This window comes from Sporosarcina sp. G11-34 (assembly GCF_026931025.1).
The window spans coordinates 18,792-35,520 of record NZ_JAHNZW010000024.1 but is presented as its reverse complement, the minus strand read 5'-3'; the positions used below and the strand labels follow the sequence as shown (position 1 = coordinate 35,520).

The following is a 16,729-nucleotide window of genomic DNA, read 5'->3' as shown; positions in this document are numbered from 1 at the left end:
GATTAACATTCCTGAACTCCAGTAGACCCAACCACTACTAAAACCAGCCCAACGCCCATATGCTTTTTTGGCATAGGTACGAAAAGATCCTTTCTGCGGATCTTTTGAGGACATTTTTGCTAGTGCTTCAAAAACGATATATGTAGCACTTCCAGCTATGATAAAAGCCAAGACGACTGAAGGACCTGTCATTTGAATCGCAATACCTGATGCTAGGAAAAAACCTGTGCCAATAATGCTGCCAATCCCAATTAGAGATAATTGCCACCAAGTTAGATTTACTTTTTCACCCTTGCCTCCAGAAGTTTTTTTCCCCATTTATACACCTCCACATAAACATAGTCTTCCACTAATGAGTAGAATTATGTGTTGATGAAGTGTTATGAGAACCTATTCAAGATATGCTGTGCGAGAAACTATCGTGAAAGTGTAAACAATCATGAATATTTGTCATACAGGTACCTTGAATATTATTCAACAAGAATTGGCTGAAATTGAACCTCTTCAGGAAGAGGTTAGTCGTTTAACCGGCGTAGTAGCTAATAGAAGACGTAAATTAGTGGAGAGCGTATTTGGCGCACATACTGTGATTTAATATATGAATAGTAAAACACCTCAAATCAAGAGAACTACCTATTACTTGGTGACACTGGCCTGTTTACTTACATTTAGTAACAGTAACTCCTTTAGTATGATATTTATCTGTGATTTCATGATTAGTGCAATTACATTTATTTTTATTACTAACTTGAATTATTTACCATTAAAAAGTGCTGTATGATTTATTCGTATTTGTGCATTCTATATTTCACAAGGAGGTGTCAATCATGCCAAACAACAACAGTAACTCGAATCAACTTCTAGTTCCAGGTGTAAAACAGTCAATTGATCAAATGAAAAACGAAATTGCTTCAGAGTTCGGCGTTCAATTAGGACCAGATGCGACATCGCGTGCCAACGGATCCGTCGGCGGAGAAATTACAAAGCGATTAGTTCGCCAAGCCCAACAACAAATGAATGGAAAACAATAACTGATTAAATTAATAAAACAGCTGCCTCGGAAATATTTCCGAGGCAGTTTTTTTATTAGTTTTGCGTATCTGTGCGAGAAACCATCGTGAAATATAAAATAGCCATAATTGTTATCAATACTAATAGTTAGGAATAATGAGCGTAAATTAATTTTGTAGTCTTGTCCCTAATAACCAATTGAACGCTCAGCCATTATGCCACCTATTTCAAAAATAGCTGCAAATTCAGCATTCATGACTGGAGAGATAATACTGCCATCTTCTTTTCGATAATAATTAACACCATCACAATACACATAATCATACACATCTCTAATATCATAAACATTACTAGGAATTATTTCCCCTTAGCCTTAAATGATACCGGCTGATATTGAATGATTACCTCTGTACACCCATGCTATCCCCATTGGTAACCATAAATCTAAATAATGAAACACGTCAAACGAATTCAGAGCATATTGCCGTAAATGGAGCGCTATTCTGAGTTATGTTTAGGTTGCACCTTGCACAGGCACTTTTAATCTGGTGATTTTCCTGAATTATTCATCTACTTTAATAATTTTGTAGGGTAGACACTCTTTTCCTGTTCGAATAACTGCGGTCCCGTCTGCCGTCGTATAAGGCCCGATTCCTGGGGAAACGTTCATTATTAATAGCCTTATGGAATGATCCTTATAAAAGAGTTCATCAAATGTAGGCGTAAGTGAAGGAACTGTATTTTCAGCTATCCTTTTTTGTAATTCATGTATATCGATATCAAACGGAATCCCTAATAACACATTGTCAATCCCTTGTATATTATCTGCTACACCAAAAACAACGCTTCCCCCGCCACCATTTGCCATGCAAATCGTATATCTAATCATTTTTTGAACATTCTCTTCTCGAGATCTCGTATTCCATTGTTTGAAATCTAAGTCTTGCGCCTCGAAGTCATCTGCAATGTGATGATCTAATTTAAGAATGATCTCCTCGATTTCGCTAATGCTTTTCATAAACCTCATCTCCTCTCAAACTGAAATGTATCTATTCAACTCAAATACAATGAGAAATTTTTTAAGGATATAAATAATGAGCGTAAAAAGGTAGTCTAATTTCACAGATTTCGTTGTATAACGACCTCTTCTATTTATATGTACGTGAAAGGAAGCTGGTGTTTTCGTAACGATGACTGTACAAAAAATGGTTTCAGGTACCTGTCAGAAACTATCGTGAAAGCTTATACAATCATGATTGTTTTTCACTCAGGTACCCTAAATCAAAGAGGTCATTGTAAATACAGATATTTCTAACTATGATATTATGAATACAGTAAAGGTTTGTTCTACAAGTTGGATTGGATAGGTATAAAGGAGTGAGATAGGTTGAATGTGTTACTAGCTATAGGAGTTTGGATTATCTTTGCTTTACTTTGTCTATATGTCTACCATTCAAGAACTGGGCGAAACAGTGAGGATAGTAAAAGCCTAATAAGAAGAAGTTGGTACCTCATATATCTTTTCGGATTTTTGGTATTCATAACCAAAAATGATATTGATACATTGTTTACACATTGGAAAGAATATGTAATCGTGTTAGTTGTATTCATCATAATTGATGCACTTTTGTTCTTGGAGCTTCACTTTTCTAAGTTGGGTGGTCAAGAATTGAAAAGTGCAAGAGTTCAAGTAGGTGTGACACAGAAGGAATTAGATTCAGTGGAGAGGAAGTTTGGCCTCATACCTGTTGTCTTGACTAGTTTTGAATTTGTACTGTATAATGTAGGTAGGGAGTTGTATATATCCCAATTAGAAGAGTTCCTAAATGGCTATGCTAAAGAAGAAGGTCTAGCGGTTGATTTACTACCTTATAATACTGAGGACGAACAGGAACGAGTTTTAAGTGACTTGGGCAAATCCAAAGATAAGGCAATGCGATTTTTAAAGCAAAATCGCAGCATTGAATTAGAAAAACAAACTTTAGTTTTGTTCCCATTTAAAATCTTCGACTATGATTATGTAGTTCAAATTCAAACAGAATATGATGATGATAAAGTAACAGAAGTTGATGGCTCTGTCATCACCACTCTTATAATGACTTATGATTTAGCAGTTATCAAAATAAAGAACGAAAGCGGTGAGGAGTAATGTCAAAACGTGTAGTGACTAAAGTGCCGAAAGTGAATATGGTAGAAGATACGGTAACAGTAGAAGTCAAACGTACCAAACGTGTGACTATCCAAATTCCCACTATTACCGAAAGCTCTAGTTCAAGAAGGTTGAGACAGAAAAACAGAAAGATTGTTGAATCACTAAGAGAAGACAACCAAAAAATGTTCACGTTTTAGTAAGGAGTGCCTAAACTGGCACTCTTTTTTATTTACTCAGTTCGTTCGCATACATAAATTACCCCTAATTACATACGATAATGAAGAGGTGATCATGTGGACAAAAAAATATATGAAACAAAGCGAGTCACTGTGATACCACCTATAATAACACCATCTAGTTCCAGAATGAAATTACGAAGGGATAACGAAAGGTTGATGCGGAGACTTGAGCAATTAGAGAGAGGTCCCTTTGGAATGAATAAGTGGCTCAATTGCCACAAGAGTTAAAGCCCCATCCAAAAGGAAAGGGGCTTTTTATAGTGTACTTTTCAATCATATTGTCAATCTGTCTACGTAGCGTATCATCAAATATTAAGGCATACCTTTGGGGTGTTTGCGGATTGTTATGGCCAAGTTGTGCCTGTAAGCCAAATACATCTTTGTTTTCCGCCCAATGCACTGTAGCAAAGGAATGTCGTAAGTTGTGAATGGATACTTGCTTGCGGAACCATCTGGTGTACTTCATGACGTTATTTGTAGAGTCCAAATTCAAGAAGAGTTAAACGAAATTGAAAGATTGCAGGAAGAAGTTAATCGATTACATTCTGAGGTTACTGAAAAGAGAAGTTTGTTAATGGCAAGTGTGTTTGGGGCACATGCATCGATTTAATTGAAGATAAGTAAAACACCTGAAATCTACTGTGTTAAAACCCAGTGATTTCAGGTGTTTTATATTCCAGTGATAGACCGAATGAAAATATAATTATTGAATTGAACGACGAGCAGCTTAAATATAGATTGCATTAATATTTAAGCTGTTCAATGTAAATGGATTACATCAGTCTACTAATTTCAAATAAAACTTCTAGAACTCACTTTACTCTGAAACATTTACCTCGATTGGTTCTGTTACCAAGTTCCACACTTCGTCAAGCATTGTAAACGAATGTTTAACGAATACTTGTCCTTTACCTGGCGTAAGGGCTTGAATTGTATTTTCATCCAAGGAAACTACGTTGTTATTTTCTGAAAGGAATAATTCAGATTCAATGTTTTCTTTTTTATCAACACGATAGTTAACAAACGCTTTCGATTGAACGGTTGAACTTTTTCCGGTTTTTAAATTTATTTTCTTTCGTGGCGTTTCAAGCTTAACCGGTGACTCTGTTAACCACTGTGTATAATCGGTAATTGGACCTATCAGACCTTCTTTTAATTTTTGCTGGAATGGATTTTCTGCTCTGAATGTCCAGTGCATACTTAACATTCCGCGTTGTCGCATGTAAGTCAAGAACTCTTGATAAACACTTCCATAACTTGCGTTAAGCGTTACATTATGAGTCGTTCCATACTCAACCATTTTCTGTGCATTTTTCATCTTTGCTGCTTCAGTTGTTGGCGTTGCAGCGGAATATAAGTAACCCGTAGGAATCTCAGGTTTTAATTCATTGGTTAGAATCATGCTTTCCAAACTGAAGTTTTGAAGAACGACTTGATTAACCATATCTAATGCATCAATTTCATCAATAACTTGTTGTTCGATTCCGTTAGCTTTCATCTCAATTAGTAAAATAACATCTCTATCTTTGAAAGCTTGAAGAAACTCTGTTAATGTCGGGATTTTTTCGCCAGCAAATTCTTCACTAAATTTGATGCCTGCATCGAGCTGACGTATTTCATCAAGTGTAAAGTCAGATACTTTACCTGTCCCATTCGTTGTTCTATTAACTGTTGCATCATGGATGACCACAAGCTGATTATCTTTGGTTTGTTGAAGATCTATTTCAATCAGGTCTGCGCCAAGATCATAGGCTAACTCAAAACTGACCATTGTATTTTCAGGAGTCAGTGATGGAACCCCTCTATGAGCAGCGACAATCGGTCTTTGCACAAGTGTGTTTTCTGGGTATTTACTGAAAGCTTCGGCACTAACCTCCGGGTGATTTGTGATAATGCCATCCACTCCGAAGTGAATTAATTCGTGTGCTAATTTTTCAGAGTCACCGCCAACTCCCCATACCGCTACCATTCGTGTATGCAAGGCATGGACAACTTCAGCTGACAGGATTTTTTGCGGAATAATCGCGACTTTAGCATTGCTCGCATGTACGTCTTGAACAAGCTTGTTGATGTCATGTTTGTTGAGCGAATTCTTGTTATAGACAATGCCTCCGCGAGCTGTTGGATAGGTTGTCGTAAATGATTTAACGATTGCTGGATTTGTAGATACAATATGAACATCTGTTGTTTGTGTTTCATTTAGTACGTTTATTAGATCTTCTTCAATATGACTGTCTTCGATTTGAAGAATAGGTATACGCTTATTGTTTATAGAGTGAAGGGCATCAGTAAGTGGTTGTCCATCTACTGTTAGCTCACCGTCTCCATCTTTTTCTACGAACAAGCGAACTGATGAATACTTTGCTTCATCCTCACTCTTTAATGTGTCGTTAATGATTGTTGGTGCATTAAGAATATTCGTTTCAGGTTCTTCTGGCTGTAGAGCACCGGAATTGTCTAATGGAGGTAACTCATTATCAAATTGTGTTACTTTTACGTTGTCAAATTGAACTGTTGAACCTGTTGCTTGAAAACCAATATCTCCAGTCGTCCAATTTGTTGCTAGGTCCGAATTAAAGGCGAGCTTGTTATTTACAAATTTTTGAACGCGATTACCACTAGCAATAATTTTAATGCGATAAGATTTATCGTACTCGAACTTTTCTGGATAAAAAGTAGCTTCTGGTACAACCCATTTATTTTGAGCACTTCTTTCTGCAAATTCGAGTCCATTTAACGCGTTTGTACCTCTTCTAATCGCAAATTGATAGTAAGGGTAGTCTTCAGATTGTATTCGATACATCATGGAAGCCCATCTAGTATCTTCAACAGCAGAAAGAAATGTCATGTCAGCTTCAAAAACATAGTCACCTGTTTCGATATCTAGTGGAACTACGACTCTTGTCGGGCTGGATGTTTTTGGAGAGGTAAGCGTTAACTTACCATCGCGAACTTCTGCATCGCCTTGTACAACTTTCCAGCCTTCTGGTAATTCTCCATCAGTAATTCCATCGAAGTTTTGATCGACTAATGTTGGCTGTTCTTCACTGGCCTCTGCATGTAAGGCGAAAAAAATAGCTGCGAGTAACAATGTAGCTGTGAGTAAAAGTCTTCCTAAACGACTAATCCTCTGTTGTGATAAACTCATCAATTCTCCTCCTCTAATAATAGTGGGTCGTTGAAGCATCTAATTATCTGTCAATCAAATGTACAATGTATCATGGGTTGGAAAAATTAGACGTATTTATAAGCGCACAGTTTACTTGAATGGTATTTTCATTGCTTCAGCCATCAGTTGTGGAAATTCAGTATTTTCGATAAGGCCAGCAAATTTGTTAGATTGTGGACCATATGCGTAAACAGGAATGTCTTCGCCTGTATGTCCTGTGTGTGTCCAACCAACAAGTGCGTGTTTAGAAATGATTGTGTTAATTTGAATCGCAGGGTTGTCTGCATGTTTAATTTGGTTTATTTCAGTTTCCGATAATGTAATTCCTGTATGTTGTAATACGACCTCTTGAATGTTTTTTCGTTCTTCATTTAATTGGGCAGCCATAAAGTTACCGGTAGCTGTTACATTTTTAAGGATGTCCAAATTGGCGCCTGATTGATTGTAACCGCCGACAGACATTCCACCTGTTTCATGATCGCCTGCGATAACGACTAACGTTTTCTTATCCTTTTTCGCAAAATCTAATGCCTCTTTGACTGCTTCTTCAAACGCTTCCGTATCTTTCATTGCCCAAGCTGCATCATTTGCATGGCCAGCCCAATCGATTTGACTTCCTTCTACCATTAAGAAGAATCCGTCTTTATTTTCACTTAAAACTTCGATCGCTGCTGCTGTCATTTCCTGCAAACTCGGTTCCTTAGTCGTCTCGCGATCTAATTCTGGAGCTAAACTATCTTCTGCAAAAAGGCCGATTAACTTGTCCACTTTATTTAGATTGTTTAATGATTGTGCATCAGATACGATTTCATAACCAACTTTTTCAGCCTCACTTAATAGCTTCTCAGTAAAATGTTTTTTACCGCCACCTAGGAGGACATCTACATCATTTTCAAGTAGTTGTGGTGCGATATCCGCCTCATTTGAACGAGATTCAACTTCTGAAGCGAAAGCCGCTGGTGTGGCATGTGTAATCGTTGAAGTGGCGACTAACCCAGTAGATTTTCCGCTCATCTCAGCCGCTTGTAAAATTGAGGTTAGTTTATTACCCTCCGGATCAATACCGATTACGCCGTTGTTCGTTTTTACTCCAGTAGCCATCGCAGTACCCGCTGCAGCAGAATCAGTAACTTCCGAGTCTGCAGAATAAGTGCGGTGCATACCAACCAGATGTTCATCCATGACTGACTCTTCACCTTTATACAAGCGATAATTTGTCGCATACGCGGTAGAGTATCCATCTGGTATCATGTAAATTACATTTTCAATCTTTTCGTTCGATTGAGGACTTTTTGCTTCAACGGGTTGAAAACCTGAGTTTGCAGCAAAACTTCCTACAATTAAACTTCCAGTAATTGCTAAGATCATACTCTTTTTCTTTAATGTTTTCTTCAATTCAATTCCTCCTTTGAAATATCGTTCAATTCAATTCTAGCCTTCTATTGTTAACCTAGTATTAAAATATTGTTCGGGTATTGTTAATTTTTAGTCAGGTTCTATAGATAAGTGATAACACGTGCCAGTCAATCAAACATTTTTGCAAATAAAAAAACTGAAGCTAACATGTATCACATGTTAGCTTCAGTAACTGATACTCTTATTTAGGGCTGTTTCAGTGCCCACGTTCTAGTGGGTGAGGGCGACATTATACGTTACACTTCCGTTGAGTGTTTGTTTTGCTTCGAATCCCTAATTGTAAATGATAACAAGAGGCCGAAGAATGAAATGTATCCAGCCACATGGAAGGCTACATTGACGCCGTGAATGGCACCTGCAACCGAGCCGTCATCTATCGTAGCGGTTATCATGAGCGCAACTTCGGCGAGTTCTGCTTGATTCATTGCATAGGTTTCCATCACTCGAATGTTTGCCCATTTCCAGGTGTTGCATTGCCTTCACTCCGGGCTTTTTTTCGCCACTTATAAAGTGATTGTTCGGATACGCCAAATTCTTCGCTTAGGTTTTTGAGTGGCTCGTTGTCCGGGGGCATCATTCTCGCAATGGTTGTTTCTTCGTAATTTTAGGTACCTGCGGCAAAAACTATCGTGAAAGTTTAAACAATCATGAATGTTTGTCACGCAGGTACCTTTTATTGAATAGATTCAATTGACAAACAATTAACTGCTATTTATACTAGGTTTGATAGAAAGAGAACTAGAATACAATAATTTAAGGGAGGGAAAATTACCGCAATCTGTCTATTTCGGAATAATCGTTCTGGCAATATTAAAAAAGGGAGTGCTCACTGTATGCGTACAAGTAGATGGAGAAAAAGTTCAAATCTATTATTGTCAGCAAGTTTCGCGGTTAGTTTATTATTAACAGGAATACCGTTAACAGCTGGAGCTACGACGACATTATCAGAAACGGAATTCGAAAAGGTATATGATTTAAAGAACTATAAAACTGGAAAGTTAATGATACACGAATCAAGAGCTTCGATTACACTCGATTCAAAGTCAACAATCAAGAATGGTGTTGTATTCACGGGAGATTATGCAACGTTTTACGGAGATGGATTCAAAAATACCACTGTAACGATTAAACCCAAAAAAGCAGGAGCGATTGTTGACTTAAATGGGATTGAAATGTCTAATGTGATTATTGAAGGCAATAAAGTTTCCGAAATTAGAGGCGCAGGAAACGTTCAACAAATTGAGTATGTAAAGGGTGCGAACCCAGATACGATTAAGTTTCCGTTTGATCTATCTATTATGCATACCAATGATACACATGGACATTTAGATAATGTAGCAAAACGTGTTACAGCAGTGAAGGAAGTACGGGCAGAAAAACCAAACGCGCTTCTTCTCGATGCTGGAGATGTCTTTTCGGGAACATTGTATTTCAACGAATTTCAGGGAATGGCAGACTTACAATTTATGAACTTAATGGGTTATGATGCGATGACATTTGGTAATCATGAATTCGATTTAGGTTCATCACTAGAAGGACATCAAGCATTGGTAGACTTTATTGAAGCGGCCCAATTCCCATTTGTCAGTTCTAATGTTGATTTTTCAGGAGACGATAAATTTACTGGTTTATTCAGTGATTTAATCTCAAGTGAACCAGAAGAAGGGAAAATCTACAATGGAATCATTAAGGAAATTAATGGTGAAAAAGTGGGTATCTTTGGATTAACAACCGCGGATACAGCCGACATTTCAAGTCCTGATGCAGTCAGGTTTAGTGACTACATTGAAGAAGCTGAAAGAGCAGTCGCTGCATTTGAAAGCCTAGACGTCAACAAAATTATTGCTGTGACACATATTGGTTATGATGATAATCCGGCAGTTGATAATGATTTGATTTTAGCTGCAACAGTTGATGGCATTGATGTGATTGTTGGCGGACATAGCCATTCACAATTAAATGAACCTACTGTCATTGACCGAGATGAAACTGGCAGAGCGAAGGATCCGACGCTCATTGTCCAAGCCTTTCAATACAATCAATTTTTAGGAAGCCTAGATGTTGAGTTTGATAAAGAAGGGGTCATCAGTGACTTTAAGGGCGAACTAATCCCTGTTAATGAAAAAGTTGCAGATCCAGAAGCAGCTGCCATGTTAAAAGTATACTCGGATAGAGTAGAAGAAGTTTCAAATACAGAAACTGGCGCAATAGCCGAAAGTAAATTAGAAAATCCACGAACGAGTGGGGATAATACAAAACCAAGCGTACGAAGAAATGAAACGCCATTAGGTAATGTAATTACAGATGGGATGCTGGCAAAAGCGAAAACGTATAATCCTACTGTAGTCATGGCATTACAAAATGGTGGTGGGATAAGGTCTGCAATTGAGGCGGGTCCGATAACAGTTGGAGAAGTCATTTCAGTCCTGCCATTTGGCAATACGTTAGCAACGATGGACATCACCGGAGCTGAATTAAAAGAAGCGTTTGAAATTAGTCTCCGAAATTACCCGGGCGAAAATGGTGGTTTCTTACATGTGTCAGGTGCAAAAGTAACATTTGATTCAGGACAACCGGTTGGTGAGCGTGTTGTTTCCATAGCCTATAAAAATGTAGATGGCACTTACACAGAGATTAGTGATCAAGAGACTTATGCTATTGCGACAAATGCATTTACTGCTAAAGGTGGAGACGGCTACGCAGTTTTTGCAGGCGCATATGAAGCAGGTCGGGTAACTGATTTAGGGTTAAGTGATTGGGAAAACTTTGCAGAACACCTAAGTAGTTTAGGAAGTGTTAATCCAACAATTGAAGGTCGAATTATCGACGTGGCAGAATAAGGTGGATAATGGGACAGATGTAAGTCTGTTCCACTTTTTTCGTACCTGTGCAAGGTTACAAGGATAAGTCGGTTAATCCTGTCGCCAATTCAAGGAAAATAACCCGTCTATGAGATTATAGCTCATCGTCGGGTTATTTTAATTCCATAAACAGTTTTTCCCAAGAACTTCTATAGAACTGCTCGTATGACAACAATAATCAATGGGCTTTTGTGCAACAGGCTCTCGTGTAACATTTTTGGTAGTGGAATTTATTAACTGAACATAAAGGCTTGCTTTATTGTTAGCGTGACAGATTGTCACTAGAGGTTCAGTTGTAGTAAGACGAAAGTCCATTTAGCCCCTCGCCTTTTATTTATGGATTATTGTTTATTCTTGTCTTCGTTTTTTACTTTTGAATCAAATTCAGCAGCGATTTCCGCATTGTGATTGTTATGTTGGTTATTACTGTTGCTATTTTTGTTGTTTTTGTAAAGGTCGTAGCTATTATGAGTTCTCTCATTCATCGTCTTTTTGTTGTTTTTATTCATGAAAGTTCACCTCCTAGCGCTTAATATGTGCTGTACTAGAGGTTTTATTCGTGAAAACTATTCTTCTACAGCTGAAAATGATGTCGCACGATCAATTTAATAACGTTATACTGTCGATTTTGCTAATGCCAGTCGCTTTTTTTATGTCGAAAAGTGTGTAGTTTTTACTATCATGCATATCGAAAGCTCGTTGTAAATTTTTGGTGCCTGTGCAAACAACTATCGTGAAAGTTTAAACATTCATGATTGTTTGTCACGCAGGTACCGATATTAAGTTTGAAAAAAAGAAGACGACCTCTTTATTGAAGAGATCGTCTTCTTATTTTATTAAAAACACACACGTATGCACTAATCATTAAGTGTTGAAATAATCGATTCTTTTACAGATTCTGTAATCTACACTTCAATGATTCTTTATAACAACTTGCTCCACATTCAAATTTTTTCTGAGAGATGCGTTATAATAGATGATGTCTGCGATATCTTCAGGGTCCATAAGACCTGCAGTGATAGACTCATCTAAAATACCGTCCCAGAATTCTGTGGCCATGCCGCCCATATAAGCGCCGAATACATGAATGTCTGTATCTTTTAGCTCAACGAGTAGGCTTTCGTGGAATCCGCGCGTCCCAAATTTACTTGCACAGTAAACCGACTCGGTCTCTTTTCCTTCTAATCCAGCTGTAGAGACGATGTTTAAAATACTGCCGCTATTACTTTCTTTCATGTCAGCGAGTACTTCTTGTGTACAGAAAATCGTCCCTTTTAAGTTGATGTCAATCATTTGATGGACAGCATCTTCAGTAATATTTTCAGCTAAATCAAAAACACCAACGCCTGCATTGTTAACGAGAACATTTACGGAACCAAGGCTTTCTTTAATGTTAGCGAAAACACTAGCGACCTCTTTTTTAGATGAAACATCTACTGGGAAAATTGAGTAACTTTCGTTCGGTAACGCTTTCGCAGTGCGCGCCAACTTATCTTCTGTTCTTCCTAATAAACAAACATGATACCCATCGTTCGAATATTTCTTCGCAAGGGATGCGCCTAAGCCGCTTCCAGCACCTGTAATTACAGCAATTTTATTAACCAAAACCTAATCAATCCTTTCTGCTCTATGTAGTGATAGATAATTAATTCTATCATAGGCTATTGGTTTGTTGAATCAATCGAAATATTCTTCAGTGGTATATATCTTAGTAACTTTGAAACGCTTGTTCAATAATATTGTATTGGGGGTAATTGGTTACGAAATGGCTTTTAAGTAAGTGACTATGTCTAATGGAAAAGTGGGTCTACAATTGTTCTTCGAATAGATATAGGCGGAAGTGTTTGGAAATGGCTAATAATCAATTAGAGAATTAGAGATTTAAAGCCATTGGAAAAATAACATTCCAATGGCTTTTTTTCAGTAGCTGTGTATTAAAACAACAAATCATTCAACTCTCTAACAAAACTAAATCATCCTTCGTAATTTCTTTATCGAGCGCAGGTCTATTTTGTTTATTGCTCGCCACAGCCATTCGGTAATCGACTTTACGCGTCATTTCTTTCGCTATTTTCTTAGCGAGACCGGCATTTCCGAAATGACTATCTCTACGCGCATAAATCTCTTCATAGTGACGAACTAAGGCACGCTTTGCCTCATCTGTTATGCTGTAGCCTTTACTATAGAGCTCGGTAATCTCCATTAATTCCTTTGGTGTATAATCTTCAAAATGGAGCGTTAGTCCGAATCGTCGACGGAGTCCGGGGTTACTGTCTAAGAATTGATCCATTTCATTTTCGTACCCTGCGGCAATTAATAGGAACTCGCCTTGGCGATTGGACATTCTTTTCAGCAACACTTCCACTGCTTTTTTCCCGAAGTCATTCTCTCCACCGCTCGCAAGTGTGTACGCTTCATCAATAAATAACGCACTACCCATCGCTCGTTCAATCAGCCCGGCTGTCAGCTTCTCCGTTTCACCAATATGACTGCCGACTAAATCGCTGCGATCTACTTCAATCAGATCGCCACGTTCTAATAATCCAAGCGCTTGATAAATACCAGCGAGCACACGACCGACCTCGGTTTTTCCTGTCCCTGGTTTACCAATCAACAGCGTGTGGTTCATCAATTTCTCTGTAGAATGATTTTCTCGTTTGTAGTATCTCATTAATTCAATCATTTTATCTATTTCAGCCTTCACAGAACCAAGGCCGATAAACTGATGGAGTTCTGCACGTTTATGGGCGAGTAGTACTTCATCGATTGGAACTTCGTACGTCTTCACCTTGCGCTCTTCTACCGCTTGTAAAACGTCTAGTTCTTCAAACGTCGTCAATACCTTTTCCGTCCACATATCACGCGGAAGTTTCGCAATTCTAATCGACTGCGCAAGCCCGATTTGATCGTATAGGATACGTGCCATACGAGCGTTACTAAATGTTTCATCACGCATGCGATAACGTTCCACGAACTCCTCATAAACTGCTTGTTTGGCAGCAGGAGTAAGCATATAGCTTCCTTCACACTCGCTTAAGAAGATTTGAAGCAACTCATCTGGTGTATAGTCTTGAAAGTGAATAATTTCAGAAAAACGATCTTTCAATCCCGGATTAGACGCGAGGAACCTGTTCATTTCTTCGGTATAGCCTGCCGCGATGACAATGAATTCACCGCGAGAATTTTCCATTGCAGGAAGCAACGTTTCAATTACTTTTTTACCGAAATCATTACTAGACTTGCCGCCTGTAGCAAGCGTATACGCTTCGTCTATAAAGAGGACGCCACCCATAGCTTCCTTAATAATTACTTTCGTTCGTTCTTCTGATTCACCAACATGCGTTCCAACGAGATCTTCCCGCTTCACTTCAGTTACGTGGCCTGTCTTTAATAAACCTAGTTCCTTAAAAATCCCTCCTATAAGCCGAGCGACTGTCGTTTTACCAGTACCCGGATTCCCTTGAAAGACCATATGAGGCGCTACCATCGGATTAGCTCTCATTCCACGCTCTAATTTGAATTGATTGATGTCGCTTACGCTTTTAAACTCCTGGATTTTGTGTTTCACATCTTCCAGTCCAATGAACTCGTTCAAACCATTCATGAAAACATCTATCTGTTCAGTAGGTGATGAATCTACAGTAGGGGAATGTGCAGCACTGCCGCCTAATTTACTAGTGATTGGTGGAACCTGCAAGTCCGTATCGGTGAGCACAGGAGCACTGTCATCAAAGCGGACTAAATCTCCTGCTTGGTTGTTCTCAAAAGAACAGTCGTTAAGAACCGGAACCGAACGCTCGAGTCTCAGCCCAGCCTTCTTTCCATTCATCACTTGCACCCCAGTGAATACAGCATCCGAACAATCTTGCAAGATGATTTGATCATCACGATGACCATGTACTCGAGTTACCGTCACTTCAGTACGCTCCACCTGACTCAAGACGATTCCTGACGATTTACCGTCATAGATTTCACACTCCGTTATAAAAACTTCTGCAGAATCCCTTGCACTTATTTGTGGCCTTTTATGATTGAACAAAATTGACCGTTCCAACGAAATAAATACTTCAGGACCTGCAAGTATACCGTTCTTATCGCCACTCGATATTCTACAATCTGTAATTTCTGCTTTAGCCGCAGTACTGAGTAAAACGTTGGATCCCTTATGACCGAAGATGATGCAATTGGCTGCCGTCAAATTGGATTCATTTACAAATATCCCTGCACTATCTCCACTCTTTACTTCGGTCGCCGACAGAAGTACTTCCGATTGTTCAGAAGCAAAAATTTGTACACCACTATGTTGGCTAATCAAAGAATCCGAAATCTTCACTTGACTACCTGTCACGTAAACGCCTTTATTGTTTCCACTCTCAATTTCACAATCCTGAATCGTGAACACGCTTTGAGTAAACGCAGAGAGTTGCGTCAACTGATGGTACTTCACTTCAGATTCGATGAGTGTACACGTGGAATTTCCAGACACAATACCTCTAGACTCACCCGAAAGGATCTGTGTTTTAGTAATCGAAAGGTTGCTTAGTTCGTTACAGGAAATTTGGTCTCCTTTTTGGTTTTTAAACTGTGAGTCGGATAGCTCAACAGATGAACCACTGACGCTCATTCCTTCAGCCATACCATTTTCAAACGTACTTGCCTCGACTTCGATATGGGATCCATTCGTAAATGCGACATGCTCCAAACTTTGGTTTTTAAAGACACAATTTTTCAGGACACCTTTAGATTGGTCACAAAAGATTCCTTGGAGATGTCCAACATAAAAATTCGTGCTTTCTACGTTCATAAAACTGTCTTGTTCCAAACGAAGTTGAACCCCGCGATTTCCAATGAATGAACTTTTGGTGATTGTTGCTTGACTCGATTCATACAAGCAAAGGCCTTCTTCTTGCCCACTTAAAATTCCGGAATTCGTTACCGCGACTTCTCCTCCAGCGCGCACACTAATTTGTGCAGACTTGATTGTGTCTTCTACTATGCATTCGAACAAAGCCAAACGCCCTAATACCTCAATCCCTTGTATGTTTTTTTGAAAGATCGAATGCTCTGCGGATACTTTTGCAGCTGCATCAACGCGCATTGCAACCCCTTGAATCTCAGAGAAAAGACAGTGGTGAAGCGTTACATCCCCTGATTCGATATGTAAACCATAGTCCACTGGACCAGTGCCTTCTCCAAAACTGATCGATTCTAAACGCACTTCTTCCGTTGTCGCAATACGAACACTTCCTGTTAGACGTACTGAGCTCGCTTCACCTTCTAAACTTCGAAGAACGAGCAGCTTATCGATTGTTACCTGTTCATCATAAACACCTTTATCAAATTCCACTGTATCTCCTGGTAGAGCTGCCTCTACTGCAAGCTGAATGTTTTTGTAGTTGGATCCTGCACGTTGAGACACTTGAATAATTGCCACGTATCTTCCTACTTTCTATTAGTAAATCCAATTGATTTTTATACTTTGTATTTTTTGAAACACAATTATACGAATGAGTTCTATCCTCATTTAAGTATACTAGTTAGGCTAGGGACAGAGTAAAGAACTGCTTATGAACAAGAGTATAAAGCAAAATTTAAGTTACCTTTTAAATCACTTTGTTCTTGTATTTATAATTTCATATACAGGTACCGTTCACTAATTCACGAGAATTTTAACTCTAACGGATCTTATGAAAAATTATTCAAGAATTTATCGACCGTCTTCAGTTACTTCTTCTTCGTCTTGACCATATCTATAAAGTTACCACTGTAGCAAAAGTGAATAGTGAAATCAAAACGACTTCAAAGATGTATCAAGTAAAGTATAATCAAAGCCAAAAAACAGCTACTCTGATTGACGAGGAGTCGCAAAAAAGATGTTGAT

General features: G+C 38.6%; 13 protein-coding genes and 1 pseudogene. 4 read left to right on the top strand and 10 right to left on the bottom strand.

The window, feature by feature from the left end; all coding sequences use genetic code 11:
* Window positions 1-318: amino acid permease (locus tag KSU66_RS20520; RefSeq protein WP_269053315.1), on the bottom strand; the 318-nt coding region annotated here is incomplete at its 3' end.
* A 509-nt stretch (window positions 319-827) separates the two neighbouring features.
* Between KSU66_RS20520 and KSU66_RS20515 the strand changes: the two genes are divergently transcribed.
* A complete protein-coding gene (locus tag KSU66_RS20515) occupies window positions 828-1,031 on the top strand; it encodes an alpha/beta-type small acid-soluble spore protein (protein WP_269053314.1) in 204 nt (67 codons plus the stop codon).
* A gap of 167 nt (window positions 1,032-1,198) precedes the next feature.
* On the opposite strand, the pseudogene KSU66_RS21370 reads toward KSU66_RS20515, so the two are convergent.
* Both KSU66_RS21370 and KSU66_RS20505 read right to left on the bottom strand, forming a co-directional pair.
* Window positions 1,199-1,486: pseudogene (locus KSU66_RS21370) on the bottom strand (DUF6710 family protein).
* Between the two features lie 87 nt (window positions 1,487-1,573).
* On the bottom strand, window positions 1,574-2,029 hold the full coding sequence (locus KSU66_RS20505) for an RNA-binding domain-containing protein (protein WP_269053312.1): 456 nt from the start codon (window positions 2,027-2,029) through the stop codon (window positions 1,574-1,576).
* 375 nt (window positions 2,030-2,404) lie between these two features.
* Here KSU66_RS20505 and KSU66_RS20500 point away from each other — a divergent pair, with 375 nt between their 5' ends.
* The gene (locus KSU66_RS20500; protein ID WP_269053316.1) at window positions 2,405-3,160 is read left to right on the top strand and encodes a type II toxin-antitoxin system SpoIISA family toxin; all 756 of its coding nucleotides are present in this window, start codon (window positions 2,405-2,407) and stop codon (window positions 3,158-3,160) included.
* Window positions 3,161-3,826: 666 nt separating this feature from the next.
* Window positions 3,827-4,012: a hypothetical protein gene (locus tag KSU66_RS20495; protein ID WP_269053311.1), complete on the top strand. Its 186-nt coding sequence runs from the start codon at window positions 3,827-3,829 to the stop codon at window positions 4,010-4,012.
* A gap of 207 nt (window positions 4,013-4,219) precedes the next feature.
* Here the strand turns inward: KSU66_RS20495 and KSU66_RS20490 are convergent, their stop codons facing one another.
* The 4 genes from KSU66_RS20490 to KSU66_RS21495 form a co-directional block, all read right to left on the bottom strand.
* Entirely contained in the window at window positions 4,220-6,550 is a 2,331-nt protein-coding gene (locus KSU66_RS20490) for a glycerophosphodiester phosphodiesterase family protein (RefSeq protein WP_269053310.1), read from the bottom strand.
* A 111-nt stretch (window positions 6,551-6,661) separates the two neighbouring features.
* Window positions 6,662-7,966: an alkaline phosphatase gene (locus tag KSU66_RS20485; RefSeq protein ID WP_269053309.1), complete on the bottom strand. Its 1,305-nt coding sequence runs from the start codon at window positions 7,964-7,966 to the stop codon at window positions 6,662-6,664.
* Between the two features lie 257 nt (window positions 7,967-8,223).
* Window positions 8,224-8,430: a hypothetical protein gene (locus KSU66_RS20480; protein WP_269053308.1), complete on the bottom strand. Its 207-nt coding sequence runs from the start codon at window positions 8,428-8,430 to the stop codon at window positions 8,224-8,226.
* Window positions 8,427-8,561: a transposase gene (locus KSU66_RS21495; protein WP_443029014.1), complete on the bottom strand. Its 135-nt coding sequence runs from the start codon at window positions 8,559-8,561 to the stop codon at window positions 8,427-8,429. The genes KSU66_RS20480 and KSU66_RS21495 overlap by 4 nt, the downstream gene beginning before the upstream one ends.
* Before the next feature lie 724 nt (window positions 8,562-9,285).
* On the opposite strand from KSU66_RS21495, the gene KSU66_RS20475 reads away from it, so the two are divergent.
* Window positions 9,286-10,827: a bifunctional metallophosphatase/5'-nucleotidase gene (locus KSU66_RS20475; RefSeq protein WP_443029015.1), complete on the top strand. Its 1,542-nt coding sequence runs from the start codon at window positions 9,286-9,288 to the stop codon at window positions 10,825-10,827.
* 362 nt (window positions 10,828-11,189) lie between these two features.
* Here KSU66_RS20475 and KSU66_RS20470 read toward each other — a convergent pair whose 3' ends face one another.
* The 3 genes from KSU66_RS20470 to KSU66_RS20460 form a co-directional block, all read right to left on the bottom strand.
* Window positions 11,190-11,357, bottom strand: a complete 168-nt coding sequence (locus KSU66_RS20470) for a hypothetical protein (protein WP_269053306.1) — start codon at window positions 11,355-11,357, stop codon at window positions 11,190-11,192.
* A 403-nt stretch (window positions 11,358-11,760) separates the two neighbouring features.
* The gene (locus tag KSU66_RS20465) at window positions 11,761-12,453 is read right to left on the bottom strand and encodes an SDR family oxidoreductase (RefSeq protein ID WP_269053305.1); all 693 of its coding nucleotides are present in this window, start codon (window positions 12,451-12,453) and stop codon (window positions 11,761-11,763) included.
* 346 nt (window positions 12,454-12,799) lie between these two features.
* The gene (locus tag KSU66_RS20460; protein ID WP_269053304.1) at window positions 12,800-16,282 is read right to left on the bottom strand and encodes a right-handed parallel beta-helix repeat-containing protein; all 3,483 of its coding nucleotides are present in this window, start codon (window positions 16,280-16,282) and stop codon (window positions 12,800-12,802) included.
* Window positions 16,283-16,729: the final 447 nt, after the last annotated feature.